The following is a 25,941-nucleotide window of genomic DNA, read 5'->3' as shown; positions in this document are numbered from 1 at the left end:
GACTGCTTATTCTAACGTGAATCGGCTGCGGCTGCCGTCACCGGTCTGAGTTCGATGCGGTATATCCAGGGCCAGTTCTTGCCGGTCACCCAGATGCTGCCGTCCTCGGGGTTGTGGGCGATGCCGTTCAGTACGTCGGTTCCTGGCTGGCGCTCCGGTACCGGTAACAGGCCACGGAGGTCGACAGTCGCCGTGACCTCGCCGCTCGCCGGGTCGATGATAACGATGCGGTCTTCCTGCCAGACGTTGGCCCAGATGCTCCCGTCAATCCACTCGAGTTCGTTGAGGCGTGCCACTGGCATGCCGCTCTCCATGACCGCAATACTGCGCCGCCGCTGCGCGGTGTCAGGGTCGAGAAAGTACAGGCGGTGGCTGCCATCGCTGTAGATCAGATCCGTGCCATTGTGCGTCAGGCCCCACCCCTGGCCGGGAATGGAGAGCGCCGCAAGCGGGCTGAGGTCGTTGCGGTTGTAGACCAGCAGCTTGCGAGCCTGCCAGGTCAGCTGGTAAACGCGGTCTCCGAACACGGTAACGCCCTCGCCGAACAGCCGCGGGTGCAGCCGCCGCTCGGCCTGCAGCACACCATCGTCGAGACGGTATTGCAGTAAACGGGACTGGCCGTAGCCGCCGGTTCCCACGTAAAGCATGCCGTCGATTATCTGCAGACCCTGCACGAAATGGCTGCGAGACTGCGGTTTTTTCTCCAGCACCCGGAAGCTGAAGTGCTCTGCGGCGGAGACCGTGGTCGCGAGCAGCGCCAGCAGACAGGCGCATAATCGGTAGCAGATATTCAAATTCGGTTTCTCCCCAGATCCCTCAGCAGGAAGCGCGCCGGCGCCAGTGCGCGCAGTGTTTCCGGCTCCACCGGCAGTGACTCACCGCACAACTGGCTGGCCAGCAGTTCTGCTGCCAGCGGTGTCGAGGTGAGCCCGCGAGAGCCGTGGCCGGTGTTCAGGTATAGCCCCTCGAGGTAGACCCCCTGTGCGGCAACCGGCTGCCTCGCGTTGTCTCGCAGGGCCGCGAAGCGTTGCATGAACGCCTCTCGCTCCGGCACCGGGCCCACCAGTGGCAGGTAGTCCGGGCTGGCACAACGCCACTCCGTGCGACCCGCCAGTGGCGTATCCTCCAGCGCATCGAGAGCCTTTGCAAGTGTGGGAAGGGCAGCCGTGAGCTGTGCCAGGTTGTAGGCCTGGTCTGCGGGGCGCAGGTTCGGGTCACAGTCGCCGGGTCCGAAAGTAGCGCCAATGCAGTGCTCCCCCGCGCGCGCGGGGGCAATGTACCCGCGATGACAGAGTGCAGCGCGCAACGGAGCCAATGCAGTCAGGCTGGGTAGCTGCGTGGTCTGGCCACGTATGGCGCGCAGTGGCAGCCACTCCAGGCCGGCGAAGGAGCTGCAGGCCGTGCCGGCCGCGACCACCGCCGCAGGCGCCTCCGCGATCACCTGTCCGTTGGCATTTACCGCCTGCCACTGATGACCGCTGCGCACCAGTTGCAGTGTGCCGCAGCCGGCCTGTAGTGTCACGTTGGCCTGGCGCAGGAGCGCAGCGCAGACGGCAGGAGGCGACAGCCAGCCCGATTGCGGGTACCAGTACCCTGCGCTGTGCTGCTCGAGACCGATGAGCTGAGAGGCCTGCGCTGCGTCCACCACCTGTGCAAGCTCGGGGACCTTTGTGAGCAGCATACGCATGCGATCCAGCTCACGACTGTCCTGAACCTGGTGAAAGCTGCCGCAGAGCGCGCCGTCGAGGCCCTCACGCAGTCGCCCTGCGGCGAAATCGTGGCGGTATTGGCGCACCGCGAAATCGAAGCTGGCGAGCGCGAAGTCGGTGAGCGCTGAGTGGCGGTGCGAAAGTCGGGTGTACAAGACACCCTGGGCGTTGCCAGAAGCCCGCTGTGCGGGTTCGCCGCTCTCCAGAACGGTGACGGCCAGGCCGCGCCGCGCCAGTGCAGCGGCCGTGTGACAGCCGGCCAGTCCGGCGCCGAGTACCAGCACGGCTGCCGGAGGTGCGCTGCTGTGCCAGGGCTGATCCCAGCGTGGCGGCAACCGGGCGGGAGCGGTAACGGCAGGCGTGGGGTGCTCGCCGTCTGCCGTGCTGTGCGCACGGCCCAATGCGGCCAGTTGTGACTGCTGCGCCGACGGTAGTTCCCCCGCAGTGACGGTGCCGCGCCCTCCGTCAGTGTACCAGCTGTCAACGAGAGGCACCCCGGCCTGTCGCAGATCCGCCAGGACATCCTCTACCGGGCCCCACCAGAGGTCCAGGATAACCGTGCCGGTATCGAAAACCACCCGATGAACACCCGGTAACGGTTGCGGATACTGGGCGCAGAGTGCTGCCGCAAGCGGTGCAAGTGCCGTGCAGTGAGCGGCCGTGGCTGACAGCTCCGTGCGGTGCGGCGGATTGGCTTCGATGGCGATGTAGTGCAGCCGGCGGGCGCCCTCATCCGGATTGCCGCGCTGCCGCCACAGGTCCCAGGTGAGTAGAAAGTTGAGACCGCAGCCAAACCCGATCTCGGCGATGGTGAATACAGGCGTCTTATGCCGTGTCCAGTGTTCGGACAGGCGGTTGTCTGCGAGGAAGGTACGCCGGTAATCTGCCAGGCCCTGTGCGTCACAGCGCTCGCGCTGGCCGGGGGGAGCAGACAGCGCGGCCCAATGCTGATTGTCACGTCGCATGGGCAGGCCGGGAGCAGTGCAGTCTGGGCACGGCGGGGAAGCTACCCGGAGACCGTGTAGCCGCCGTCGATGGGCAGTGTCTGGCCGGTGATCCAGCTCGCCTGGGCGCTGGTCAGGAAGAGTACGGCGCCAGCGACGTCGGTCGGCTGGCCAAGGCGACCCAATGGCGTGCGGGCGAGTGTGGGTGCGGACCACTCCGGGTTAGCCACCGTAGCCGCGGTCATGCGGCTGGCACACAGGCCAACAGCGACCGCATTGCTGCGTATGCCCAGTCGGCCCCATTCCACGGCCATGCTGCGGATGAGTCCGAGCAGGCCCGTTTTGCCTGCCCCGTAACCCGGTACGATGCCGATGCCGAAGTACGAACTCATGGACCCGATCCCCACGATGGAGGCGCCTCCGTCCAGCGTGCTGCGCGCCAGGGCGTCACGGCAGCGCCGGGCCAGCCGGAAGCCTGAGGTGAGGTGGATAGTAACGGCCCTGTCAAACGTGTCCGGGTCCCATTCATCGAGCCCGAGGCTGGGTAGGGCGATGCCTGCATTGTTGACCAGGATGTCCAGTTCGTCCTGTGCGGACGCCACGGCATCAATCTGTGCAGGATCCTCCACATCCAGCGTCAGGTAGCGGTAACCGGACAGGTCGTGGTCATAGTCGGCAGCGCTGCCGCGGGTGCCGGTAACGGTGACGGTGGCGCCGGCCGCACGGTAGGCCGCTGCGATGCCGGCACCAATGCCACTGGTCCCTCCGGTAACCAGCACCCTGGCGCCCTGGTAATCGTACTGCACACGGTTATTGCCCATTTCCGGCCTCTCGTTCGCTGCGTGATGTTGGCGCAGCAAGCGTACCAGACTGGCGCCCGGCAGGAACCTGTGAAGCGGTGGAAATCGCCGCCCGGAGAGGGCAGGTCGCTGGCGTTTGCGCCGGGCAGGCAGTAGACTTGCGCGCTGGCGCAAGAGGGTAGCTCATGGCTCAGAATCCAACTAGATCGATCCCGCGGGATCAGTTCCTGACGATTGCAGTCAACCTGCTTTACAAGGCATTTCTGGAGAACCGCCGCACCGAGGCGAAGAACGTATTCCGCGATCTGGCGACGGGGCGGTCCGTGCACCTGACGAACGTGGTGATGGAGGACAAGTCACAGGTGCGCTTTGATGTTGCGCTGGATCATAGCGAGTTTCGCGGCAAGTTGAATTTCGGTGCGTTTCGCTCCAGCCTGGCCATGCTGGTGGCGCAGTTGAGCGATGCGCTGCGCGCCGGCAAGGACATCAAGGTCTTCTCAGAGCAGAACAATCCTGACAATGTCGTGTTCGGGCTCAGTGCGGCCACTGAGGAAGAGGGCGAGGTCAACGTGATGGTGTTGGGGGCTGACTCGAACGCAGCGCGCGGCTCCATCGAGCTGCGCCTGCAATACCTCGACCCGGCGCAGTTTGCACAGGCATCACCGGCCAACGCCAGCGGCGCCTGAGGCTCAGCCAGCCGGAATGGCGTCGTGTTCGACGGTGACGCTTTGCCGTTCGGCCGGCGCGATGACCTCGGCACTCCCTGTCACCACCTTGCGGCCCTCCTGATTCACCACCGTGCAGTCCAGCGTCACGCGGCGTCTGCGCGGCTCCAGCGCGCTCACTGTCAGTTCGACGGTCAGCGTGTCACCGACATGCACCGGCTGGCGAAAGCTCAGCGACTGGCTCAGGTAGACGGTACCGGGCCCCGGCAACTGCATGGCGAGGGCCGCTGAAATGAGCCCGCCGCTGAACATACCGTGTGCGATGCAGCCGCCAAAGGGCGTGGTAGCCGCGTAGTCCGGATCCAGGTGCAGGGGGTTGTAGTCACCGGATGCGGCGGCAAAGCGGCGCAGATCCTGCAGGGTGACTGTGTGGCTGCGCTGTGCCTGTTGCCCGAGGCTCAGCTCATCAAAGGTGTGGTTGTGTATCTGCGGCATGCCGGCATCCTGCGGGATTGTTGAGCGCGCCATGATACCGTAGTGTAGCGGCCCCTACACAATCGCAGGCAGCGAGCAGGAGAGAGTTATGCCGGATGCGGTGGACCGCATCATTCCGCCGATTTCCTACCCACCGCACCTGCCGGTCGTGGCGGCGCGGGAGGAGATCGCGAGAGCCATCAACAATCACCCGGTGGTGATCATCGCCGGTGAAACCGGTTCTGGCAAGACAACCCAGATCCCCAAAATCTGTCTGGAGCTGGGCCGTGGACGCGTCGCCCGGATAGGCCATACGCAGCCCCGCCGTCTCGCGGCGCGCACTGTTGCCCAGCGCATCTCTGATGAACTGGCTGTGCCGCTCGGCGCCACCGTCGGCTATCAGGTGCGTTTCACCGATCAGGTGTCGGAGGCATCGGCGATCAAGCTGATGACCGATGGTATTCTGCTCGCGGAAATTCGCCACGACCGACTGCTGCGGCAGTACGACACCCTGATCATCGACGAGGCGCATGAGCGCAGCCTGAATATCGATTTCCTGCTCGGGTATCTGAAACAGCTTTTGCCGCGCCGACCGGACCTGAAGCTGGTCATAACCTCGGCCACGATTGATGTTGAGACCTTTTCACGGCACTTCGACAATGCCCCGGTGATCGAGGTTTCCGGCCGCGGTTACCCGGTGGAAACTGTCTACCTGGACCCGGCAGAGGACCGGGATCTGGGTCTGCAGGAGCAAGTAGCGGCACTGGTGGCCGATATCGAACGCGGACAATTCGGTGAGCGCGGCGATGTGCTGGTGTTTCTCCCCGGGGAACGCGAAATCCGTGAGCTGGCCCGCGCCCTCAGGGCGTTGGAGCGTGTTGAGGTGTTGCCGTTGTACGCACGGCTCTCGAACGCGGAACAGAGCCGCGTATTCGATCTCTCACGGCGCCGCATGATGCGTGTCGTACTGGCCACTAACGTCGCCGAAACCTCTCTGACAGTGCCCGGCATCCGCTATGTCATCGACCCCGGTGACGCCCGCATCAGTCGCTACAGCTTTCGTACCAAGGTGCAGCGGCTGCCGATAGAGCCGATATCCCAGGCCAGCGCCAACCAGCGGCAGGGGCGCTGCGGTCGCGTTGCCGCTGGCGTATGCATACGTCTGTACAGCGAGGCGGATTTTCTTTCCAGGCCGGAGTTTACTGACCCCGAGATTCTGCGCACCAACCTTGCGGCGGTTATTCTGCAAATGCTGCAGCTGGGCCTCGGCGAGGTTCAGCGTTTCCCCTTCATCAACCCTCCCGACCCGCGCATGGTACGTGACGGCTATAAGCTTCTGCAGGAGCTGGGTGCCGTAAATAGTCGGGGCAAGCTGACGGCACTGGGGCGGCAGTTGGCGAAACTGCCGATTGACCCGCGGCTGGGGCGCATGGTGCTGGCCGCCCAGGCACTATCCTGCCTGGAGGAGGTGTTGGTCATTGCAGCAGCGCTGGCCATCCAGGACCCGCGTGAACGCCCTGCAGACAAGCAGTCGCAGGCCGATCAGATGCATGCGCGTTTTCGCCATGAACGCTCGGACTTCATGGCCTGGTTGGCCCTGTGGCGATATTATGAGGAACAGCGGCAAGCCCTGACCCAGAGTCAGCTGCGCAAGCTCTGCCAGCGGGAGTACCTCTCTTTCTTGCGTATGCGTGAGTGGCGCGATATGCACGCCCAGTTGCGAATCGCCTGCCGGCAGCTGGGGCTGCGGCTGGCTGGCGAATTGTCAGACGCTGCAGGGGAGACCTTCGAGCCGATCCACCGCGCGCTGTTGGCGGGTTTGCTGTCCAATATCGCCCAGCATCAGGAGAACCGTGATTACCTGGGCAGCCGCAATCGGAAACTGCAGATATTTCCGGGTTCAAGCCTGGGGCGGCAGCGCCCGAAATGGATTGTAGCCGCAGAGGTTGTGGAAACCTCGCGGGTGTTTGCACGCACGGTGGCGGCGATTGATCCCGCCTGGGTGTTATCGACCAATCCGGAGCTGCTGAAACACCATTATTATGAACCTCGCTGGGAGGCCCGGCAGGGGCGCGCCATGGCCTGGGAGCGGATTACGCTCTACGGGCTTACCGTGGCGGACAAGCGCCCCGTGCATTATGGGCCGATCAACCCCGCTGAAGCGCGTGAACTGCTCATACGGGAAGGCCTGATAGCGGGCCGTTTCCCGCGACATCCGGGCTTCCTCAAGCATAATCTGCGTATTGCGCGCGATGTCGAAGACCTCGAGGCCAAGGCACGGCGACGCGACCTGCTCGCGGATGAACAGGTGCTGTTTGCCTTCTATGATGAGCGTCTGCCGTCGGATATCACAACGGCCGAACGTCTGCGGGCCTGGTTGGCTGGGGAGGCCGACGCTGACCGCCTGCTCCGCATCTCCCGCGAGCAGTTACTGGCGCGCGATCCCGGTGCCGCTCTGGGCCAGCAGTTTCCTGACCGGCTGGTCTGGGGCGACCTGGAGCTGCGCCTCAGCTACCGCTTCGAGCCCGGGCAGGAAGCGGACGGTGTCTCGGTGACGTTGCCCGTCGGCCTGTTGAATCGTGTGCCGCGGTTTCGGTTCGACTGGCTGGTACCCGGATTGCTACGGGATAAATGTATCGCCCTGGTGAAGGGGCTGCCGAAGGACAAGCGCAAGCAGCTGGTGCCTGTGCCCGACAGAGTGGATCAGGCGCTGGCAGAGCTTCAGCCGAATGATGAGTCCCTGGGCGCCGCACTCGCGAGAGCGCTGGGCCGGGTCACGGGCGTCAAATTGCGCGCCGAGGATTTCAATCCGGACGCGCTGGATCCGTTCTACAGCATGAATATTCGGGTGGTAGACTCCGATGGACGACTGTTGGGGCAGGGACGTGATCTCGCCGCACTGGTGGCGGCGTTTCGCGACGATGTGCGTGAGACAATCGTGGCGGCGCCGGGTAACAGCCCGGCCCGGGAGGGGCTCACTGCCTGGCCAGACAGTGCTCTGCCAGAGCAATGGCGTTTCCGCCAGGCTGGCACGGAGATCGTCTCCTGGCCCGCGCTGGTCGACAGGGGGGACAGTGTCGCGGTAGCGCTGTGCGACTACCCGGGTGAGGCCCGTTGGCAGCACCGTCTTGGTGTGTTGAGGCTACTGCGTTTGCAGCATCGTCAGCAGGTCAAGTTTCTGCGCAAACAACTGCTGCAGGGCAATGAAACCAGCCTGCTGCTGGCTGCGGCGGGCCAGCGTCGCGAAGACCTGGTGGAGGACATGATTGATGCCGCCTGGGTGGACGCAGCAGGGCTTGATGACAGCTTGCCCCGGGACAGTGCGTCGTTTGCCCTTTGCGCCGGGCGCAGTGGCCAGGTTGTGGCGTGCGCCAACCACCTCGAGGCCACACTCATCAACGCGCTGCGTCCGGTGGCAGAGGCGCGGACCACGCTGGCACGCTACAGCGAGCCTGACTGGGTCGCCGCACTGGCCGATATCGAAGCGCAGCTTGCAGCCCTGTGGCAACCGGGATTTCAGCGCGACACGCCAGCCGAGTGGCTGGCACAGTACCCGCGCTATATGAAGGCCTTGCAGCAACGCGCAGAGCACCTGAAGGGCCAGCTGGCGCGGGATGACAGTCATCGGGAGCGTTTGCAAAAATTTGCACAGCCGCTGCAGGAGGCCCTGCAGGGCTCCCCGCGGCTGCTTGCCTCCTGTCCGGCAGCGGCGACGTACCGGTGGATGCTGGAGGAGTTTCGCGTCTCCCTGTTCGCCCAGCGGCTGGGCACTCGCACCCCCGTCTCCGACAAGCGGCTGCAGCAGCAGTGGCAGGCGGTGGTTGAATGGCTGTCGACGCACCCGGACGATGCGGCGCCGACGGCTCGATAAGCCAATGTGGCCCAGGAAAAAATCGATGAAACTTACCGGACGATATCGGGTCACACACTGAGACACGCTCATCACGCTGTCTGCGGTAGACTGTACGGACCTTATGACAACAAAAGGACAACCATCATGAAAGACTCCAGAAAACCCCTTGCGCTGGCACTGGGTGCCGCATTCCTGGCCAGTTCGGTCGTACCGGTGGCTTCGGCGGGGGCAAACCCTTTTGCGGCGCAGGAACTTGGCTCTGGCTACAACCTTGCCAACTTCAACTCCCACGGTGACGGCGATCACGAGGGCAAGTGCGGCGAGGGCAAGTGTGGTGAAAAGGATGCCGCAGAGGGCAAGTGCGGTGAAGGCAAGTGCGGGGAGAAGGACGCCGCTGAAGGCAAGTGCGGTGAAGGTAAATGCGGCGAGAAAGATGCCAAAAAAGAAGCCGAGGGTAAATGCGGCGAAGGTAAGTGTGGCGGCTGATGCCCGGGCACTCTGACAGGCTCGCCGGTGCGGGCCTGGGTTTGCGGCGGGCCCTTCTGGGCCCGTTGCTTTCGGGGGATACCCCTGAGGTCGACTTTTTTGAAGTGGCACCGGAGAACTGGATCGGGGTAGGTGGTCGCCTCGGGCGGCAGTTTCGCGAACTGGTATCGCAGCGGCCGCTGGTCCTGCATGGCCTGTCCCTGGATATAGGCGGTATCGACGAGCTGGATACCGCGCTGGTACAGGCGGTGCGCCGCCTCATGGACGACACCGGTGCCAGTCTCTACACCGAGCACCTCAGCTACTGCGCCGCGGATGGCCACCTCTACGACCTGCTCCCGCTGCCTTTCACAGCAGAGGCCGTTGCGCATGTGGTTGAGCGCGTGCAGCGCGTGCAGGAGATTATCCGCGCACCCATTGCACTGGAAAATGCTTCGTATTACGCCCAGCCCCATGCCGAGATGACGGAGCTGGAGTTCATCACCGAGGTTGTACGGCGCTCGGGCTGCGACCTTCTCCTGGACGTGAACAACGTCTACGTCAACAGCATCAACCACGGTTATACGGCGTCGGATTTCCTGCAGGCCCTGCCGCTGGATCGGGTGCGCTACATACACGTGGCCGGCCACTACGATGAGGCACCCGACCTGAAGGTTGATACCCACGGCACCTCGGTGATCGAGCCGGTCTGGTCACTGCTGGCAGAGGCCTACCAGCTGCTGGGCTCCGTACCCACACTTCTGGAACGCGACTTCAATTTGCCACCGCTGGCCGAGTTGCTGCGCGAGGTAGAGCACATTCGCCGCCTGCAGGCGGCCGACAACGTCGGGTTGATGGGTTGTGCGCATGGCTGATCTGCGCACCCAACAGCTGGCGATGGCCCGCTACCTGCGTGACCCGGACACGCAGCCCCCGCCCCGTGGTGTGGAACCGCGGCGCCTGAAAATCTACGAAACCCTGGTGTACAACAACATTGAAGGGTTTATCAGTGGCGGTTTCCCGGTGCTGCGCCGTCTTTACGGGGACACCGCATGGCACCGTCTTGTTCGCCAGTTCATCGACGGCCACCGCTGTCACACGCCCTATTTTCTTGAAATCAGCCAGGAGTTCCTGCGCTTTCTGTTTGAGCGCCACAACCCCGGCCCGGACGATCCTCCGTTTCTTGCAGAGCTCGCCCATTACGAGTGGGTGGAGCTGGCGCTCAGCGTGGCAGAGGAGGAGGTGCCCGCCGACGCGGGAGGGGACCCCATGATGGCACCGCTGGTGATCTCCCCCCTGGCGTGGCCCCTGGCCTACCGTTACCCGGTGCACCGCATCGGCGTTGATTTCCGGCCGACTGAGCCCGAAGCGCCTGTTTATCTGGTGGTTTACCGTGATCGGCAGGATACCGTGCGCTTTCTGTCGCTCAATGCTGCGACCGCAAGGCTGCTGGAACGGGTTCGCGATGGCGCTGCTGTTTCGGGTGCAGAGGTGCTGCAGGATCTTGCCGCAGAGCTCTCGCTGCCGGGCGACACGGTCAACACATTTGGCGCGGCGCAGCTGCGAGAGTTTGTCGAGCGCGGCATATTGGTGACGTGCTGACGGGTACTTTTCCCAGGTTGCCCCGCTACCGCCACAGGCGTAATATGCGGCGCCTGAACCTGACCGCGGCTCGCCCATGAGATTTCTGCGTCCGACATTGCTGTTGCTTTGCCTGCTGAGCGCCGCTCCTGTGATGGCCTCGGAACCTGTGAATCCGGATCCCCTGGAAGCCATCAACCGGCCGATCTTCATCTTTAACGAGCGCATGGACCAGTACCTGCTGAAGCCCGCGGCCCGCGGCTATCACGCGATCACACCGGATCCCCTGGAAGTCGGTGTCGATAACTTCTTCCGCAACCTGCGCGACGTCAATACCACCCTGAACTCTCTTCTCCAGGGCAGATTCGGCGGAGCCGCACAGGCCGGTGGCCGTTTCCTGCTCAACTCCACCATCGGCATCCTTGGCCTGTTCGATGTGGCAACGCGCATGGGCGTCGAGCCCTTGAGGACCGATTTTGGACAGACCCTGGCGGTGTGGGGAGTTCCCGAGGGCCCATACCTGATGGTGCCGCTTTTCGGCCCACGCACCATGCGCAGCGGCGTGGGCACCATCTTTGACGCCTATACCTCCGTGGAAGTGGCAATCGACGATGTGCGGCTGCGAAACTCATTGATCGGCCTGGAGTTGGTCAGCTCCAGGGTCGAGCTGTTGAAAGCGGAAGACCTGATTTCCGGTGATCGCTACATTTTCATCCGCGATGCCTACCTGCAGCAGCGGCGCGCCCTGGTCAACGACGGTGAGGTGGAGGACACCTTCTCCGACTTCGGTGATGAGGAATGGCCAGACGAACTGTAGCCGGATGAGGCGTGCGAAAGTTTGCACCAAAACTGTGAAATCCTGCCCAAACCCGGTGCAAATTGGTTGCTCCACCCATGCCAAGGGCGTACTGTCCCTCAGCACACGCCCCGCAAAAGCCGCATGATGAATTCCAAAGGTTATGTGTTGCTCATCGATGACGATGCCGCTCGTGCAGGCGAACTGGCGCAGACGGTCATCGGTCAGGGGTACCGTGTTGAGGTGTTTACCGATGTGCTTGAGGCCTACCATTTTCTCGCTGGTAACCAGGACCTCGATGTCATCCTCTGTGAACTGGATCTCGAGGAGGTCTCCTGGCAGGAGGCGCGCCGCTCCCTGCGCGAGCTGGACCTGCAGGTTCCCGCGATTATTTTCAGCGATCGCGCCGAAGTGGACAAAATGATGACAGCCTTGCGGTTGGGTGCCAGCGATTTTTTCGTGCGCCCGATCGAGGACGAAGAGGCGCTGTTCAAGTCCATTGAGCGCTGCGTACGGCAACGCCAGATGCGCCGCGAGTTGCGTGAGTCACGCCAGCGCCTGGAGCAGGCCAATACGGAGCTGCGCGGCACCGTGAAAATGCTTGAGCAGGACCAGCAGGCCGGGCGCCAGGTTCAGTTACGCATGCTGCCCGTCAGCCCCATGGTGCTGGAACCGTATGTGTTCAGCCATACGGTTATCCCCTCGCTGTACCTCAGCGGCGACTTCACTGATTACTTTACGGTGGGCCAGCATCACGTCGCGTTTTTCATGGCAGACGTGTCCGGTCACGGCAGTTCTTCCGCTTTTACCACGGTGTTGCTGAAAAATCTCTTTGCGCGCAAGCGTTCGGATTTCCTGCATCGGGACGATGATACCCTGCTGAGCCCGGTGGCCATGCTGAAGCGGGCAAATCAGGAGTTGCTCGACCTCGGTGTGGGCAAGTTTGCCACCATGGTCGTCGGCTTGCTGGATACCCAGGCGAATACCCTGCGCTACAGCGTGGCGGGGCATTTGCCGCAGCCGGTGCTGGTCTCCAAAGAGGGTGCCCGTTACCTGCGCGGCGAGGGTTCGGCTGTGGGCATCATGGAGGATGCGAGCTACGAGGAGCACCTGGTGGATTTGCCAGAGCGCTTCATGCTGGCGCTGTTCTCTGACGGCATACTTGAAATCCTCCCTCCCAAAAACCTGATCGAGAAAGAAAAGTATTTCCTCAAGGTGTTCGAGGAGTCGGCGGAGTCGCCGGATGAGATCGTCAACAGGCTGGGCCTGGACCGTGTCGAGACGGCCCCCGACGATATTGCTGCCCTGTTTATCAGCAAGCGGAGTTGAGATGGAAGAGGGCCGGATACTTGCAGCAAGCCAGGACGGAGCCTACGTCGTGCGCCTGACCGGGGACGTGCGGCTTACTCTCTGCACGACCATTGACGACTATTTGCAGCGCATGCTGAACAGCCCGGATTTCGCCAGTGTGTGGGTTGACCTCTGTGATGCCGAAGGCATTGACAGCACCACGCTGGGACTGTTGGCCAAACTGGCACTGGAGGTGCGCGCACGCTACGGTTTCATGCCGGCCATCTACTCCTCCAACCCCGGTATTACCCGGTTGATCAAGAGCATGGGCTTCCAGCGCCTGTTTGATGTGCACGAAGACGCCTGTGCCAATCCCGAGTGCATAGACTGCATACCGCTGGTAGAGGGCAGCGAGGCGGCTGTGCGCGACAAGGTGATTGAAGCACACCGGGTACTGATGGGATTGTCAGAAGAAAACCGCGCGCGTTTCAAAGACCTGATGGTCGTGCTTGAGCGAAGCTGACGACGCTCAGCGCTGCATCGCCGCCAGTTTGCAGCGTATGTAGTCCTGGTGCGGAACATAGGTGAGTTCAGCGACCTGGCGGATCAGGTGTTCTTCGTACTTGTCGAGATTGCCATCTGCGTAGGCTACCTGCCACATGCCAGCGATCAGCGTCAGCTTCTCTTCGGGCCCATAGTGGTCGTTGATCACGCGCGTGAATTCGTACAGGGATGTCGCCTCCTCGACGCGCGTGCTGGCCGCGTCGATCAATGCCCTGACCTCGTGCCGTGGTAGCCCCAGTGAGTTGCTCAGCATCTGCTCCAGGGCGGTTTCTTCACTGGCATCCTGGGTAAAATCCGCGCGTGCGGTTTCAATCAGAAGTGCCGCAGCCGCAAGGTGTACCCGCTGTTGCCGGCCTTCTTCCGAGTCCTCTCCAGGCAGGATGAACAGGGCTTTCAGTGCGTTGATCATGCGGCGCTGATAACCGCTTCGAGGCGGCTCTGGTCGGCGATAAAGTTGCGGATACCCTCGGCCAGTTTTTCCGTCGCCATCGCGTCTGCATTCAACGCGAGGCGGAAGCTGCCCTCGGTGTGCTGTGCTTGTGGATCATCTGAGCCGCCGTCTTGTGGGCTGAGTTGGCGTGGGAGAGCACCGTGGTCCGCTGCCAGCGATTCCAGCAGCGCGGGGCTGATGGTCAGCCGGTCGCAGCCGGCCAATGCCTCGATTTCGCCGACGTTGCGGAAGCTCGCGCCCATGACCACGGTCGGGTAGCCGTGGGTCTTGTAGTAGCGGTAGATACGGCGCACCGACTGTACGCCCGGATCGTCATCGGGGTGGGCGACCTGGGTTTCGGTGTTCGCCAGGTACCAGTCGAGAATGCGCCCGACAAAGGGGGAAATCAGGTACACGCCGGCATCGGCGCAGGCCGCGGCCTGGGCGAAGCCAAATAGCAGGGTCAGGTTGCAGTTGATGCCCTCACGTTCGAGGTTGCGTGCCGCGCTGATGCCTTCCCAGGTAGCGGCAATCTTGATCAACACCCGGTCCCGGCCGAGTCCGGCCTCCTCGTACAGGCGAATGAGCTTGCGCGCGCGCTCCATGGTTGCCTGGGTGTCGAAAGACAGTCGCGCATCGACCTCGGTGGAAATGCGCCCCGGGATGATACCCAGAATTTCGCGCCCGATGTCGACCGCGAACCGGTCGCAGCAGTTGGCCATCTGCTCCTCACTGCTGCCGCCGGCTTTGCTCGCCCAGTTCTGTGCCCCGGAGAGCAGGCTCTGGTAGTGGGGCAGGGCGGCGGCTTTCAACAGCAGTGATGGATTGGTTGTGGCGTCCTGGGGTTGAAAACGGCGAATCGCTTCGATATCACCGGTGTCGGCGACCACGTCAGTCATCGACTTCAGCTGGTCGAGTTTGCTGCTCATGCTGGAGAGATCCTTGTAAAGCGTGCGGCTGACGGACTGCCGCGAGGTTACGGATTGCGGCTACAAGTGTGCAGCATAATCAGCCCCTGTGCTACCCGCAGGCCCGTTCCCGCCCGGACGCGGCGCCCTCATCGTCGCCGACGACCTTTTGCAGGGCATCCTCCAGCACCGCAATGCCCGCGCCCTTGCGGTGTGCGTGCTCGCTCAGGTGGCGCCGGAACTGACGGGCACCGGGCACACCCTGATAGAGGCCGAGCAGGTGGCGCGTGATGTGGTTCAACGCAGTGCCCTGCTGCAGTTCCTGCGCCACGTAGGGCAACAGCTTGCGAAGGGCGTCGTGTTTGCTGGCCACGGGGTTGTCCGCGCCGAACAGTGCTGCGTCGACATTCGCCAGCAGCCAGGGATCATGATAGGCCGCCCGCCCGAGCATCACTCCGTCTACCTGCTGCAGGTGCTCATGGCAGCTCTCCAGGTTGGTGATGCCGCCGTTGAGGACAATCGTCAGCGCCGGCAGGTCGCTTTTCAGCCGGTACACCCAGGGGTAGTTGAGGGGCGGAATTTCCCGGTTCTCCTTTGGCGACAGACCCTGCAACCAGGCTTTGCGGGCGTGCACGATAAACACATTGCAGCCGGCATCGGCACTGGGGCCGATGAAGTCCAGCAGTTGCTGGTAGCTCTCCATGCTGTCAATGCCAATACGGTGCTTGACCGTCACCGGGAGGTCACAGGCATCACGCATCGCGGCAACACAGGCGGCAACCTGCGCCGGATGTGCCATCAGTGAGGCGCCAAAGGCCCCGGACTGTACGCGATCCGAGGGGCAGCCGCAGTTCAGATTGACCTCGTCGTAGCCCCACTGCGCGGCCCACGCGGCACAGCGTGCCAGATCCGCCGGGTCGCTGCCGCCCAGTTGCAGCGCAACGGGCGCTTCGATGGGGTTAAAGCGCAGAAAGCGCTGCCGATCGCCGTGAATCAGGGCGCCGGTGGTGACCATTTCGGTGTACAGGCGGGCGTGTCGGCTGAGCAGCCGCCAGAAGTACCGGCAGTGGCGGTCACTCCAGTCCATCATGGGGGCAATACAGAAACGGTGGCTGTTCACGATCATGCGCAGGGAATGTGGCGGGCGAAAGCCGCATTGTACCGGAGATAGAGGGTGAATTCGCTATACTGGCAGGCAGAGCAAGCGGCTTCAGGAGGCGCCAGTGCATTATATCTTCGAAGTGACCCTGAGCCCGGGGTACACCGCCGAGGCCTACGCCGAGGCCTGGATTCGTGCCAGCAGGATCATTCAGCAGGCCCCCGGGGCACAGGGTACCCGCCTGCACCGAAAAATCGGTGACCCCAGCCGATTGCTGGCGATTGCGACCTGGGAAAGCAAAGCAGCGCGCGATACCATGGAATCGCGCTTGCCGGAGCGGGTCATGGAGATCATCGCCGAGCAGACGCCCTACGTGGAGATTACCCTGCTGGGTGAGTTTGAGGCGCCCGAATGGGAAGTCGTGCCGGAACCCTGAGGCCTCAGCTGCGCGCCGCGGCCAGTATGCGGTTCAGGGCACGACGCGTTGCATTGTCCTGCAGGCTGGCGTGCAATCGCTGCAGCGCCGCTGCCTCCAGGTACTCAGGGAGATAATGCAGCTCTACCGGGCGCCCATCATCCAGCGGCAGATCGACGATATCCTGCAGTCCGCCGAATACCGCGGCATCACCGATGCGGCCTGCGAGGTAGACCACGGTGGCCGCAGCCAGGTCGCCACCGTGCAGCGGATGCTCGTCTGGGGGCACGGTCAGCGGCAGTAGTGATAGGTCCAGTGTCCCCTTGATCGTGCCGGGCAGGCCCCAGCGCTCCGCCAGCAGGCCCGCCAGCATGGCGCTATTGGCACCAAGCTCTGCCTGTTGCCCCTGCACCCGCTCCAGCAGGGAAACCTTCGGTGCGTAGAGGTGGGCCAGCTCGGGGCGCAGTGAGACCAGATTGATATCCCCCAGGTTGGCCAACAGTGCCTGCGTAGAGACCACCGAGGGATTTTCCACACCGAGGTTTCGCGCCAGCAGAAACGCGCTGGCGCTGGCGATCTGGCTGGACTTCCACAGCCGGTGCATCGCCGTCTCCTGGTCCGACCCGGGTGTACTGGCAGGGAGCGTACGCGCCAGCGCGGATTGCGCGATCAGGCCCTTGACGTAACTGACGCCCAGATAGGCGATGGCGTGGTGCACACTGGAAATCGGGGTAGTGAGGCCGAAGGCGGCGGAGTTCACGGTGCGCAGTACGTCTGCAGCCAGTGCCGGTTCATTTTTTACGGCAGCAGTGATTTCGTCGATGTCATCCAGTTCCCTGGTCACCTGCAGGAACATGGAATGGGGCTCGGGCAGGGCGTCCGCCAGCTCCAACAACGTCTGTGGCGTGGGTGTGTCCGCGGTGTCAGTGCGCAGCAGGACAAATGACTGCAGCGCCGTTGGTAGCACTGGGCTGGCGTCAGCGGCTGTCTCGGCCTCGGCTTCCGCCTGGCCCGCGTTGGCGGAGAACGACTGGATCGCGGTGCGTACGCGAGGCGTGGCCTCAGCTTGTGCCTGCGGTGCGGTTTCCGCCTTGCCCGGCGAGCGGCGCAGCCAAAGCAGAGCGCCGACGGCACTGGCACCGAGAATGCAGAGTAGAACGGTCATCAACGTTGGCATGCAGGTGCTCCGATGGCTCGCATGTTGCTGAATCGCCCTCTTCGGAGGTGCGGATACGGGTGGCCGCATAGTAACAAACCGAAACAAAACTGTGACGAAAAATATGCGTGTTTTTGCGGATTGATCTACGCTGCGACATGAAGACGTTCTCAGCAGGTCCCATTCGCATACGGAGCACAGCGTCATGACTGAAGGTCTCGTTTTACGTCTCCCCACGTCCGAGGAGGTAGATACATTCTGGACGGATGGGGTGGTCTGCCTGCGCGGCGCACTGGATCCGGCAGCGGTGCTGGCGATGGCGCCAGCGGTGGAACGCCTGCTGCGGGGGTCGGTCGGGGAAACCATGCACGATATGTCAGCCCTGGGCGCGGGGCTTGCAGCGGCGGGGAGCACGGTGCTGACCGGTGGCATGCAGGGTGAGGGGCGTTTCGTGTCGGGGACGGACCATTGGCGGATAGACGAGGACTGTCGGGCATTTGCCCTCGAAAGGGGACTGGCAGCGCTGGCGGGTACGCTGTTGCGCAGTCGCCGCGTCTATCTGTGGGAAGACAGTATTCTGGTAAAAGAGCCGGATACGGCCGAGCGCACGGCCTGGCATCAGGACATGGGTTACTTTCACGCCAGCGGCGAGCAGGTTTGCACCACATGGATCCCGCTGGATGTCGCTGATGCAGAGACTGGCGCCATGAGTTTTGTGCGTGGGTCCCACCGCGACGGCGCGCTGTATCGCCCCAACTGGTTCGTGTCGCAGCAGAGTATGGAGGGAACGGAAGGCCTGGATGTGCCGGATGTCGAGGCGCTGGCACGCGCAGGGCGGGCGGACCTGGTGCAATATGCGCTCGGCCCCGGTGACCTGACCGTGCACCATGCCCGCACCCTGCACGCTGCGGGGGGAAATCTCAGCAAACAGCGCCGCCGTCGCGCGATCAGCATTCGCTATTGCGGAGACGACGCACGCTACCATTTCCGGCCGGGTGCACCCCGCAAGCCGCACCACGACCGTGTGCAGGAGGGTGATCCGCTGGGTGACCCGGATTGTCCGCTCGTCTGGCAGCGTTCGCTCTAGCGGGAGCGCGCAAGCCCGGCGCCGTCAAAGGCCAGATGGGGCTGCAGCTTCACGGTGACCGGTAGTGTGCCGCCCGCAGGAACATCGATGTGTCCCGGAGCAAGGCACGGCACACGTTGCCCGTCTGGCAGCGTGAGCTCGTAGAGGAAGTGTGCACCGCGAAAGGTCTTGCGCGTCACGCGCAGCAGCAGCGCGCTGCTCGCGTCGTAGCTGACATCGCCGGGGCGCACGAGCACCTGGTGGCTGGAGGCGCCATCGTGCCCGGCCCTCGTGCCCGTGATGAGGGGCGCCAGCTCACCGCTGCCGGTCATTGTCGCCGATATTATGCTGCCCTCGCCGATGAAGGCCGCGACAAACGTGTTGGCCGGGCGGTGGTAGAGTTCGTGGGGGGAGCCTGTTTGCGCCACACGCCCCTGGTGGAGCAGGGTGATCTGATCAGCCATGGCAAAGGCTTCGTGCTGGTCATGGGTCACCAGCAGGGCAGTGATTGCACTGCGCTTGAGCAGTTCACGAATGTCAGCGGCGAGCAGCGTGCGCAGCTCTGTATCCAGGCTCGAGAAGGGCTCGTCCAGCAGCAGGATGTCGGGTTTCGGCGCCAGCGCACGGGCAAGGGCGACCCGCTGCTGCTGCCCGCCGGAGAGTTCGTGCGGCCAGGCATCGGCGTACTCGCTGAGCGCCACGAGCTGCAGCAGGCTCTCCACCCGTTCCTGGCGCGCTTTGCGCGGCAGTGTCGCGAGGCCGAAACCGATGTTGTCACGCACGTTCAGGTGTGGGAACAGGGCGAAGTCCTGGAACACCATGCCGACCCTGCGCTGCTCGGGTGGGAGCCGACGCTGGGGCGTGCTGAGCGTGACACCGCGCAGTGTAATGCGCCCGGCGCTGACCGGTTCAAACCCGGCGATGGCGCGTAACAGGGTGGTTTTGCCGCAGCCGGAGGGACCCAGCAGGCAGCCAATAGCGCCGGGTTGGAGCGTCAGAGAGGCGTCCTCCACCGCGGTCACCTCACCATAGCGCACACAAACCTGGTCCAGCTCAAGTTGGTTGCTCATGAATCGACCGCCGCTTTCGTCATATTGCGGGTGAGCAGAATAACAGGGATAAGCCCGATCAGCACAATGGCCAGTGCGGGCAGTGCCGCCTCGGCCAGTCGCTCGTCCGAGGCCAGTTCGTGGGCCCGCACGGCCAGCGTGTTGAAGTTGAAGGGGCGCAGAATCAGGGTCGTTGGCAGTTCTTTTAGCACGTCGACAAAGACCAGCAACAGCGCGGTGAGCAGGCTGCCGCGGAGCATCGGAAGGTGTATGCGCCGCAGCACGCCCAGGGGCGTGTGCCCAAGCGACCGCGCAGCCTCGTCCAGGTCGGGGCGGATACGCGTCAGGCCCGCTTCCACGGATTGCAGGGAAACCGCAAGAAAGCGCACGACATAGGCGAATACCAGTGCGCCCAGCGTCCCGCTGACAAGCAGCCCCGACGACACGCCAAAGCTCTGTCGCAGCCAGTGGTCGAGGGTGTTGTCGGCCCAGGCAAAGGGGATCATGACACCCACGGCGATCACGGTGCCCGGAACCGCATAGCCCATGCTCGCCACACGGGTAGTGACAGCCTCCAGACGGCCCGGATGGGCGCGTTTCCCGTAACCCAGCAGCAGGGCGAGGAGCAGGCAGCACAGGGACGCCAGTGCGGCGAGCAGGAAACTGTTGCCAAGCAGTGCGAGGAAGGCTGTTGTGAATGCACTCTGGTAGTGCTGCGCAGTCCAGGCAGCCAACTGGGCGGCAGGCAGAAGGAAGCCGGCGGTGAGCACCAGCAGGGCAGCCGCCAATGCCGTGAATGCGCGCCAGCCCTGCAGCCGGACGCGCTGTGTTGACCGGCCGGTACCCAGTCGGTGGAAGCGCAGACGCGACCTGGAGCGGCGCTCCAGGGCGAACAGGGCGATAACGAACAGCAGCAGGCATGCCGCCAGTTGTGCGGCGGTCTGCAATTCGCCCAGGCCATACCAGGTGCGGAAAATGCCGGTGGTAAACGCGCTGACGCCGAAGTAGGCCACCGTCCCATAGTCTGCCAGGGTCTCCATCAGCGCCAGGCTGACGCCGGCCGCGATGGCGGGTCGCGCCATCGGCAGCGTTACCCTGAAGAAGGTTTGTGAGGCAGAGTTGCCAAGGCTGCGGCTTGCCTCGCCAAGTGCGGCGGATTGGTCCACGAATGCAACCCGGGTCAGCAGATAGACGTAGGGATACAGCACCAGCGACAGCATGCAGATCGCGCCGCCCAGGGAGCGTATTTCGGGAAACCAGTAATCTCCGTGCTGCCAGTCAAATCCTGCGCGCAGGCTGCTCTGCACGGGGCCGGCGACATCGAGCAGCCCGGTGTAGGTGTAGGCAATGATGTAGGCGGGCATGGCCATGGGAAGCAATAGCGCCCAGGAAAACAGGCGCCTTCCCGGAAACTCGCAGTGTGCTGTCAGCCAGGCTGTACTGACCCCCAGCAGCGCGGTGCCGACACCAACACCGAGCATCAGCAGCAGCGAGTTCACCACATAGTCCAACAGCACCGTGTCGAACAGGTGCCGCCAGGCTGCGCTGTAGGGCCCCAGCAGACTGGCGACGATGACCACAACCGGCACCGCGACGACCGCGGCGCTGATCACCATCGCGAGCCGCCACAGCCAGGCGGCTGAGGTCACTGCCTCACCGCGAGTTGATACCGCGTGGTTTATCGCCAACCGGCACGGTCCATGGCTTTCACGGCTTCGGCATTGAGTCGCCCGAGTTCACTGACATTCAGTTCGTCTGCCCGGAACGGACCCCATGACTGCAGCAAGGCAGAGGGCTCAACATCCTCGCGCACCGGGTACTCATTGTTGACTTCGGCGTACCAGCGCTGGCTCTCCTCACGCAGCATGAACTCGATCAGTTGACGAGCCTGCTCGGGCTTGCTCGCGGCGCGTGTGACGCCTGCCCCGCTAATGTTGACGTGTGCGCCGCGGCCAGTCTGGTTGGGCCAGAACAGGGTGACCTGCTGTGCGGCTTCGCGCTCTCCGGCGTCATCGGATTGCAGCATGCCGCCGAGGTAATAGCTGTTTACCAGCGCGACATCGCACTGCCCCGCGGCCACAGCCTTGATCTGGTCGCGGTCACCGCCCTGGGGGGTGCGGGCGAAGTTGGCAACAAAGCCTTCCAGCCAGGCGGCGGTGGTATCGGCGCCGTCATTGGCCAGCATGCCTGCGACCAGAGACTGGTTATAGATATTGCCCGAGGAGCGCACACAGATGCGACCGCGCCACATCGGGTCGGCCAGCGCGGCATAGTCGCTGAGCGCGGCCGGGTCGACACGATCCGGCGCATACACCAGCACACGCGCGCGCACCGACAGGCCGTACCAGTAGTTTTCATCACTGCGCAGGTGGGGCGGTGCCGCTGATTGCAGGGTGGGCGAGGTGACAGGCTGTAACAGGGCATCCGCCTGCGCCCGGTACAGCTTGCCGGCGTCGCTGGTGAGGAACAGGTCTGCAGGTGAGTTGTCGCCCTCGTTGCGCAACCGCTCCAGCAGCGCGTCGCCATCACCGGTCACCAGGTTGATCGCGATGCCGGTTTCCTCTGTGAATTGATCCAGCAGCGGCTTGATCAGCGCTTCCTGGCGAGCGGAGTAGACGTTCACCGCATCCGGCGCGCCGCAGGCGACCAGCCCCCCCACAGCGGTCAGCATGGAGAGCGCAATAGCCCTGATGAGTCGTTGATGGAGCCGTGGCATACAATCCTCGCGATAGCTGCAATCTGAAAACGCTAATTATTCGCATTTAGTGCCTCCATGGCAAGGGTCCGCGTCATTCGGCCATACGCCACCAGCCCTGTCGCTACGACCCCGGTGGGCATCGCGTCGACGAGACCGTATAATCTCGCTCCTGTTATCGCTCTTGCCCCGGAACTCCCATGACTGTTCGCACACGAATCGCGCCCTCACCGACCGGTGATCCGCATGTCGGCACGGCGTATATCGCCCTGTTCAATTACTGCTTTGCACGTGCGCACGGGGGCCAATTCATACTGCGCATCGAAGATACCGATCAGGCGAGAAGTACGGCCGCTTCCGAGCAGGCGATTCTGGATTCCCTGCGCTGGCTGGGCCTGGACTGGGATGAGGGCCCGGATGTCGGCGGTCGTTGCGGCCCGTATCGGCAGAGCGAGCGCATGGAGATCTACGGAGAATACGCCCTGCAGCTGGTTGCCGAGGGCAAGGCATTTCTCTGTTATCGCACACCGGAGGAACTGGATGCGCTGCGCGAAGCGCGCCGGGCCGCCGGCAACAGCACCGCTTTGAAGCCGGCTGATCTCGCCTTGCCGGAAGATGAAGTGGCACGCCGGGCGGAAGCGGGCATGCCCTATGTCGTGCGCATGGTGGTGCCCGATGAGCCGGGTGCCTGCGTGGTCAATGATCTACTGCGCGGTGACATCGAGCTGGACTGGAGCATGGTGGATGCGCAGATCCTGCTGAAATCGGACGGCATGCCAACCTATCACCTGGCGAATGTCGTCGATGACCACCTGATGGGCATAACCCACGTATTGCGCGGCGAGGAGTGGATCAACTCGGCGCCCAAGCACAAGCTGCTGTACGCGTATTTTGGTTGGGAGATGCCGGTGCTGTGCCACCTGCCGCTCTTGCGCAACCCCGACAAGTCGAAGCTCAGCAAGCGCAAGAACCCCACCAGCATTCTGTACTATCAGCGCATGGGCTTTCTCCCCGAAGCGTTACTGAATTACCTTGGCCGCATGGGCTGGTCCATGCCCGATGAGCGCGAAAAGTTCTCCCTTGTAGATATGCAGGCGCATTTCGATATCAGTCGCGTATCGCTGGGTGGCCCGACTTTCGATCAGGAAAAGCTGCGCTGGTTGAATGGCTTGTGGATTCGCGAGGACCTCAGCGAGGAGGAACTCGCGGCGCGCCTGATCGACTGGGCCTATAACGCCGAGAACCTGCGCAAGGTGTTGCCACACGCGCAGAAGCGCATGGAAACCCTCAGTGATTTTGCACCCCTCGCCGGGTTCCTCGTGTCCGGCACGCTACCCATCAGCGAAGCGTCCTTCGACGGCATCAAGCTGGAGCGCGACGCGCTGTTGGCCAGCCTGCAGTTTTCCCTCTGGTGTCTCGAGGGCATCAGCGACTGGAGTCGTGATACGGTGTGGGAGGCACTGAAGGCACTGGCGGACGCACAGCAAATGAAGATCAAGGACATGCTGGCACCGCTCTTTGTGGCCATCGCGGGTTCCAGTGCTTCGTTCTCTGTGGTGGATTCCATGGCGTTGCTGGGGCCTGATATGAGCAGGGCACGCCTGCGGCACGCGATTGAGGTGTTGGGCGGTGTCTCTAAAAAAGCGGCCAAGCGGCTGGAAAAAGCCTACGCCGATTTACCCACGGCGGGCAACTGACGCCTGTGGCACGCGCAGCCGGTTCTAGTTTTCGTTTCCTGATTGTGGGCGCCGGGCGCTCCGGTACCAGCCTGCTCACCGCATTGCTGGACCAGCATTCCCAGCTTGAAGTCGGCTTTGAGGTCGGCAGCATCGCCTACCTCCGCGGGCGCGAGCTGGACGATGAGCCAGACCGCCTGTTCGAACAGCGCAGCAGTGCTTTTCTCGACTGTTGCCTGCAGTCTGCGGCTGCCAGTGATGCCGCGCTCTGGGGTAACAAGGTCACCACCGAGCAGCTGGCAGGCCTCAACAAACACAATCTCTACCACGTGCCGCCCCTGAACGTGCTCGACGCATTTTTTAACGGCACGCTGGCCGGACTCAAGGTGATCTACCTGCTGCGGGACGGGCGTGCCTGCGTGCAGTCCAAGCTGTCGCGCACCCCACAGGGACTGGAGCAGGCCTGTGACAACTGGCGGTACGCGGTCGAGGTTTACGAGTTTCTGCAGACGCGGCCGCAGACCCTGTTCCTGCGCTTCGAAGAACTGGTGGCGGATCCGCAGCGGGAACTGGCACGGGTGCTGGACTTTCTGGACCTGAGCTTCGAACCCGGCATCGTGTCGCCTGACAGCACCATGCACCCGGGCATGCCGCCTGCGTATCGTCGCGCGGGGATAGATCCCGCCCGCGGCCGCGATATCGACGTCGATCACCCCTGTGTTCCCTTGATTCGGGATGCCCTGCAGCGCGCCGGGTACGCCTAGCATCGCGTGTACTGCCCGCCCTGAATAGGGCTACACTCAATGCAGTGCAGCAACACCGGGAGCCGCAGCGTGGCCATCAGCACATTCGACCTTTTCAAGGTGGGCATCGGGCCCTCCAGTTCGCACACGGTTGGCCCGATGCACGCGGCCAAGCGCTTCGCCGACGCCCTCGAGAACAGCGGGTCCCTGGACCGTTGTGCGCGGATCAGCGTCGAACTCTACGGCTCGCTCGGTGCGACGGGCGCCGGTCACGGCTCACCCAAGGCGATTATTCTCGGCCTGGAAGGAGAAGCGCCCGATACGGTCGTGGTGGAGGGGATTGCGCCGCGTGTTGCAGCCGTGCGCGAGGGCGGGGAGCTGCGCGTGCTGGGTCGACACGCTGTCCCTTTCAGCTACCGCGATGACCTTATCATGCACCGCACCGAGACCCTGCCGCAGCACGCCAATGGCATGCGCTTCCGGGCCTTTGACGCGCAGGGTGAGACGCTGCAGCACGCGGTGTATTATTCGGTGGGCGGTGGGTTTGTGGTGGATGAGGCTGCAGCAGAGTGCGGGGAGCTGATCGTCGATGACCCGACTCCCGTGCCGTACCCGTTTACGACCGGGGCAGAACTGCTGCGTCGCTGTCGCGAGAGCGGGCTGTCTATCAGTCGCCTGATGCTGGAAAACGAGAAAGCCTGGCGCTCCCGGGAGGAGATCCACGATGGGCTGCTTCATCTGTGGCGGGTGATGGATGCCTCCATAGCCCGTGGCTGTGAGGCGGAGGGCATCCTTCCCGGCGGCCTCAAGGTCAGGCGTCGTGCAGCGCAGCTGTATCGGCAGTTGAAGGGGCGTCAGGGCGGCCTCGGGGACGACTCGCTGAACACCATGGACTGGGTGACGCTCTACGCGCTGGCCGTCAATGAGGAAAATGCGGTGGGGGGCCGTATCGTTACTGCACCGACCAACGGTGCGGCGGGTATCATCCCTGCGGTACTTAAATACTATCTCACGCGCTGTCAGGGGGCGGTGGAGGAGGACGCGGTGCGCTTTCTGCTCACCGCCGCGGCGATAGGTACACTTTACAAAATCAATGCCTCGATTTCGGGCGCCGAGGTAGGTTGCCAGGGCGAGGTGGGTTCCGCCTGCTCGATGGCGGCTGGCGCGCTTGCTGACGCACTGGGCGGAACGCCGGAGCAGGTGGAAAATGCGGCCGAGATTGCCATGGAGCACAATCTCGGCCTGACCTGCGACCCGATCGGTGGACTGGTGCAGGTACCCTGTATCGAGCGCAACGCCATGGGTGCGATCAAGGCGATCAGCGCGGCGCGCATGGCGTTGCGCGGCAGCGGTGAACACTATGTGTCTCTGGACCAGGTGATCAAGACCATGCGCGACACGGGCCGGGATATGCAGGAAAAATACAAGGAAACAGCGCGGGGCGGCCTGGCCGTGAACGTGCTGGAAGTGCCCGTTAACTTTGTCGACTGCTGAGCGCACTTTCCCTGCTGCCAGCGCTTGACAGGGTTAGGCTGCCTCTCTAGAATTCGCGTCCTCAGAGTT

The 25,941-nt window shown here is 63.4% G+C and carries 24 protein-coding genes; 13 read left to right on the top strand and 11 right to left on the bottom strand.

Going from position 1 to position 25,941, the window contains the following annotated elements; translation table 11 throughout:
- Positions 1 to 11: 11 nt before the first annotated feature.
- The 3 genes from R3E49_RS05420 to R3E49_RS05410 are packed head-to-tail and all read right to left on the bottom strand — an operon-like array spanning position 12 to position 3,474.
- Positions 12 to 794 carry a glutaminyl-peptide cyclotransferase gene (locus tag R3E49_RS05420; RefSeq protein ID WP_371294099.1) on the bottom strand — a complete coding sequence of 261 codons (783 nt, stop codon included), beginning with the start codon at positions 792 to 794 and terminating at the stop codon, positions 12 to 14.
- The gene (mnmC, locus tag R3E49_RS05415) at positions 791 to 2,674 is read right to left on the bottom strand and encodes an FAD-dependent 5-carboxymethylaminomethyl-2-thiouridine(34) oxidoreductase MnmC (RefSeq protein WP_371294098.1); all 1,884 of its coding nucleotides are present in this window, start codon (positions 2,672 to 2,674) and stop codon (positions 791 to 793) included. Before mnmC ends, R3E49_RS05420 begins: the two co-directional genes overlap by 4 nt.
- A 41-nt stretch (positions 2,675 to 2,715) precedes the next feature.
- Positions 2,716 to 3,474 carry an SDR family NAD(P)-dependent oxidoreductase gene (locus tag R3E49_RS05410; RefSeq protein WP_371294097.1) on the bottom strand — a complete coding sequence of 253 codons (759 nt, stop codon included), beginning with the start codon at positions 3,472 to 3,474 and terminating at the stop codon, positions 2,716 to 2,718.
- A gap of 164 nt (positions 3,475 to 3,638) precedes the next feature.
- Between R3E49_RS05410 and R3E49_RS05405 the strand changes: the two genes are divergently transcribed.
- Complete coding sequence (locus R3E49_RS05405) at positions 3,639 to 4,139, top strand: hypothetical protein (protein WP_371294096.1); 501 nt, start codon at positions 3,639 to 3,641, stop codon at positions 4,137 to 4,139.
- A 3-nt stretch (positions 4,140 to 4,142) separates the two neighbouring features.
- Here the strand turns inward: R3E49_RS05405 and R3E49_RS05400 are convergent, their stop codons facing one another.
- Entirely contained in the window at positions 4,143 to 4,613 is a 471-nt protein-coding gene (locus tag R3E49_RS05400; protein ID WP_371294095.1) for a MaoC family dehydratase, read from the bottom strand.
- 88 nt (positions 4,614 to 4,701) lie between these two features.
- Here R3E49_RS05400 and hrpA point away from each other — a divergent pair, with 88 nt between their 5' ends.
- The 7 genes from hrpA to R3E49_RS05365 all read left to right on the top strand — a co-directional run bounded on the left by hrpA (position 4,702) and on the right by R3E49_RS05365 (position 13,100).
- Entirely contained in the window at positions 4,702 to 8,463 is a 3,762-nt protein-coding gene (gene hrpA, locus R3E49_RS05395; RefSeq protein ID WP_371294094.1) for an ATP-dependent RNA helicase HrpA, read from the top strand.
- Between the two features lie 126 nt (positions 8,464 to 8,589).
- Positions 8,590 to 8,931, top strand: a complete 342-nt coding sequence (locus R3E49_RS05390) for a hypothetical protein (RefSeq protein WP_371294093.1) — start codon at positions 8,590 to 8,592, stop codon at positions 8,929 to 8,931.
- Positions 8,931 to 9,785 (top strand): DUF692 domain-containing protein, encoded by an 855-nt coding sequence (locus R3E49_RS05385; protein WP_371294092.1) that lies wholly within the window; start codon positions 8,931 to 8,933, stop codon positions 9,783 to 9,785. Before R3E49_RS05390 ends, R3E49_RS05385 begins: the two co-directional genes overlap by 1 nt.
- Positions 9,778 to 10,512 carry a DUF2063 domain-containing protein gene (locus R3E49_RS05380; protein WP_371294091.1) on the top strand — a complete coding sequence of 245 codons (735 nt, stop codon included), beginning with the start codon at positions 9,778 to 9,780 and terminating at the stop codon, positions 10,510 to 10,512. The genes R3E49_RS05385 and R3E49_RS05380 overlap by 8 nt, the downstream gene beginning before the upstream one ends.
- Positions 10,513 to 10,588: 76 nt before the next feature.
- The gene (locus R3E49_RS05375) at positions 10,589 to 11,308 is read left to right on the top strand and encodes a VacJ family lipoprotein (RefSeq protein WP_371294090.1); all 720 of its coding nucleotides are present in this window, start codon (positions 10,589 to 10,591) and stop codon (positions 11,306 to 11,308) included.
- A 123-nt stretch (positions 11,309 to 11,431) separates the two neighbouring features.
- The gene (locus tag R3E49_RS05370) at positions 11,432 to 12,616 is read left to right on the top strand and encodes a PP2C family protein-serine/threonine phosphatase (protein WP_371294089.1); all 1,185 of its coding nucleotides are present in this window, start codon (positions 11,432 to 11,434) and stop codon (positions 12,614 to 12,616) included.
- Position 12,617: 1 nt separating this feature from the next.
- Positions 12,618 to 13,100, top strand: coding sequence for an STAS domain-containing protein (locus R3E49_RS05365; protein WP_290738918.1), 483 nt, complete (start codon positions 12,618 to 12,620; stop codon positions 13,098 to 13,100).
- Positions 13,101 to 13,106: 6 nt separating this feature from the next.
- On the opposite strand, the gene R3E49_RS05360 is transcribed toward R3E49_RS05365, so the two are convergent.
- The 3 genes from R3E49_RS05360 to dusA all read right to left on the bottom strand — a co-directional run bounded on the left by R3E49_RS05360 (position 13,107) and on the right by dusA (position 15,605).
- Positions 13,107 to 13,550: a TerB family tellurite resistance protein gene (locus R3E49_RS05360; protein ID WP_371294088.1), complete on the bottom strand. Its 444-nt coding sequence runs from the start codon at positions 13,548 to 13,550 to the stop codon at positions 13,107 to 13,109.
- The gene (gene tal / locus R3E49_RS05355; protein ID WP_371294087.1) at positions 13,547 to 14,500 is read right to left on the bottom strand and encodes a transaldolase; all 954 of its coding nucleotides are present in this window, start codon (positions 14,498 to 14,500) and stop codon (positions 13,547 to 13,549) included. The genes R3E49_RS05360 and tal overlap by 4 nt, the downstream gene beginning before the upstream one ends.
- A gap of 91 nt (positions 14,501 to 14,591) precedes the next feature.
- Entirely contained in the window at positions 14,592 to 15,605 is a 1,014-nt protein-coding gene (gene dusA / locus R3E49_RS05350) for a tRNA dihydrouridine(20/20a) synthase DusA (protein ID WP_371294086.1), read from the bottom strand.
- Positions 15,606 to 15,702: 97 nt separating this feature from the next.
- Here dusA and R3E49_RS05345 point away from each other — a divergent pair, with 97 nt between their 5' ends.
- On the top strand, positions 15,703 to 16,014 hold the full coding sequence (locus R3E49_RS05345; RefSeq protein WP_371294085.1) for an antibiotic biosynthesis monooxygenase: 312 nt from the start codon (positions 15,703 to 15,705) through the stop codon (positions 16,012 to 16,014).
- A gap of 4 nt (positions 16,015 to 16,018) precedes the next feature.
- Here R3E49_RS05345 and R3E49_RS05340 read toward each other — a convergent pair whose 3' ends face one another.
- Positions 16,019 to 17,170, bottom strand: a complete 1,152-nt coding sequence (locus R3E49_RS05340; RefSeq protein WP_371294084.1) for an HDOD domain-containing protein — start codon at positions 17,168 to 17,170, stop codon at positions 16,019 to 16,021.
- Positions 17,171 to 17,354: 184 nt separating this feature from the next.
- Between R3E49_RS05340 and R3E49_RS05335 the strand changes: the two genes are divergently transcribed.
- Positions 17,355 to 18,236 (top strand): phytanoyl-CoA dioxygenase family protein, encoded by an 882-nt coding sequence (locus R3E49_RS05335; RefSeq protein ID WP_371294083.1) that lies wholly within the window; start codon positions 17,355 to 17,357, stop codon positions 18,234 to 18,236.
- Here the strand turns inward: R3E49_RS05335 and R3E49_RS05330 are convergent.
- Genes R3E49_RS05330 through R3E49_RS05320 form a run of 3 tightly spaced genes read right to left on the bottom strand, consistent with a single transcriptional unit; the run spans position 18,233 to position 21,980 of the window.
- Positions 18,233 to 19,285, bottom strand: a complete 1,053-nt coding sequence (locus R3E49_RS05330; protein WP_371294082.1) for an ABC transporter ATP-binding protein — start codon at positions 19,283 to 19,285, stop codon at positions 18,233 to 18,235. The genes R3E49_RS05335 and R3E49_RS05330 overlap by 4 nt on opposite strands.
- Positions 19,282 to 20,913, bottom strand: a complete 1,632-nt coding sequence (locus R3E49_RS05325; RefSeq protein ID WP_371294081.1) for an ABC transporter permease — start codon at positions 20,911 to 20,913, stop codon at positions 19,282 to 19,284. The genes R3E49_RS05330 and R3E49_RS05325 overlap by 4 nt, the downstream gene beginning before the upstream one ends.
- A 29-nt stretch (positions 20,914 to 20,942) precedes the next feature.
- Positions 20,943 to 21,980: a Fe(3+) ABC transporter substrate-binding protein gene (locus R3E49_RS05320; RefSeq protein ID WP_371294080.1), complete on the bottom strand. Its 1,038-nt coding sequence runs from the start codon at positions 21,978 to 21,980 to the stop codon at positions 20,943 to 20,945.
- Positions 21,981 to 22,159: 179 nt separating this feature from the next.
- Here R3E49_RS05320 and gltX point away from each other — a divergent pair, with 179 nt between their 5' ends.
- From gltX to R3E49_RS05305, 3 genes are all read left to right on the top strand, one after another.
- Positions 22,160 to 23,656, top strand: coding sequence for a glutamate--tRNA ligase (gltX, locus tag R3E49_RS05315; protein WP_371294079.1), 1,497 nt, complete (start codon positions 22,160 to 22,162; stop codon positions 23,654 to 23,656).
- Between the two features lie 5 nt (positions 23,657 to 23,661).
- On the top strand, positions 23,662 to 24,399 hold the full coding sequence (locus R3E49_RS05310) for a sulfotransferase (RefSeq protein ID WP_371294078.1): 738 nt from the start codon (positions 23,662 to 23,664) through the stop codon (positions 24,397 to 24,399).
- Positions 24,400 to 24,468: 69 nt separating this feature from the next.
- Positions 24,469 to 25,872, top strand: coding sequence for an L-serine ammonia-lyase (locus R3E49_RS05305; protein WP_371294077.1), 1,404 nt, complete (start codon positions 24,469 to 24,471; stop codon positions 25,870 to 25,872).
- Positions 25,873 to 25,941 lie beyond the last annotated feature (69 nt).

Source organism: Haliea sp. (assembly GCF_041395985.1).
Lineage (GTDB): Bacteria > Pseudomonadota > Gammaproteobacteria > Pseudomonadales > Halieaceae > Haliea.
This window is presented reverse-complemented; position numbering and strand designations above follow the sequence as displayed.

What these genes read in the sequence shown, in the direction of transcription:
- R3E49_RS05335 (WP_371294083.1), top strand. Translation starts at nt 17,355, where the DNA reads ATGACTGAAGGTCTCGTTTTACGTCTCCCCACGTCCGAGGAGGTAGAT.
- R3E49_RS05380 (WP_371294091.1), top strand. Translation starts at nt 9,778, where the DNA reads ATGGCTGATCTGCGCACCCAACAGCTGGCGATGGCCCGCTACCTGCGT.
- R3E49_RS05405 (WP_371294096.1), top strand. Translation starts at nt 3,639, where the DNA reads ATGGCTCAGAATCCAACTAGATCGATCCCGCGGGATCAGTTCCTGACG.
- R3E49_RS05400 (WP_371294095.1), bottom strand. Translation starts at nt 4,613, where the DNA reads ATGCCGCAGATACACAACCACACCTTTGATGAGCTGAGCCTCGGGCAA.
- gltX (WP_371294079.1), top strand. Translation starts at nt 22,160, where the DNA reads ATGACTGTTCGCACACGAATCGCGCCCTCACCGACCGGTGATCCGCAT.
- R3E49_RS05370 (WP_371294089.1), top strand. Translation starts at nt 11,432, where the DNA reads ATGATGAATTCCAAAGGTTATGTGTTGCTCATCGATGACGATGCCGCT.
- hrpA (WP_371294094.1), top strand. Translation starts at nt 4,702, where the DNA reads ATGCCGGATGCGGTGGACCGCATCATTCCGCCGATTTCCTACCCACCG.
- R3E49_RS05375 (WP_371294090.1), top strand. Translation starts at nt 10,589, where the DNA reads ATGAGATTTCTGCGTCCGACATTGCTGTTGCTTTGCCTGCTGAGCGCC.
- R3E49_RS05385 (WP_371294092.1), top strand. Translation starts at nt 8,931, where the DNA reads ATGCCCGGGCACTCTGACAGGCTCGCCGGTGCGGGCCTGGGTTTGCGG.
- R3E49_RS05365 (WP_290738918.1), top strand. Translation starts at nt 12,618, where the DNA reads ATGGAAGAGGGCCGGATACTTGCAGCAAGCCAGGACGGAGCCTACGTC.
- dusA (WP_371294086.1), bottom strand. Translation starts at nt 15,605, where the DNA reads ATGATCGTGAACAGCCACCGTTTCTGTATTGCCCCCATGATGGACTGG.
- mnmC (WP_371294098.1), bottom strand. Translation starts at nt 2,674, where the DNA reads ATGCGACGTGACAATCAGCATTGGGCCGCGCTGTCTGCTCCCCCCGGC.
- tal (WP_371294087.1), bottom strand. Translation starts at nt 14,500, where the DNA reads ATGAGCAGCAAACTCGACCAGCTGAAGTCGATGACTGACGTGGTCGCC.
- R3E49_RS05390 (WP_371294093.1), top strand. Translation starts at nt 8,590, where the DNA reads ATGAAAGACTCCAGAAAACCCCTTGCGCTGGCACTGGGTGCCGCATTC.
- R3E49_RS05360 (WP_371294088.1), bottom strand. Translation starts at nt 13,550, where the DNA reads ATGATCAACGCACTGAAAGCCCTGTTCATCCTGCCTGGAGAGGACTCG.
- R3E49_RS05330 (WP_371294082.1), bottom strand. Translation starts at nt 19,285, where the DNA reads ATGAGCAACCAACTTGAGCTGGACCAGGTTTGTGTGCGCTATGGTGAG.
- R3E49_RS05320 (WP_371294080.1), bottom strand. Translation starts at nt 21,980, where the DNA reads ATGCCACGGCTCCATCAACGACTCATCAGGGCTATTGCGCTCTCCATG.
- R3E49_RS05410 (WP_371294097.1), bottom strand. Translation starts at nt 3,474, where the DNA reads ATGGGCAATAACCGTGTGCAGTACGATTACCAGGGCGCCAGGGTGCTG.
- R3E49_RS05340 (WP_371294084.1), bottom strand. Translation starts at nt 17,170, where the DNA reads ATGCCAACGTTGATGACCGTTCTACTCTGCATTCTCGGTGCCAGTGCC.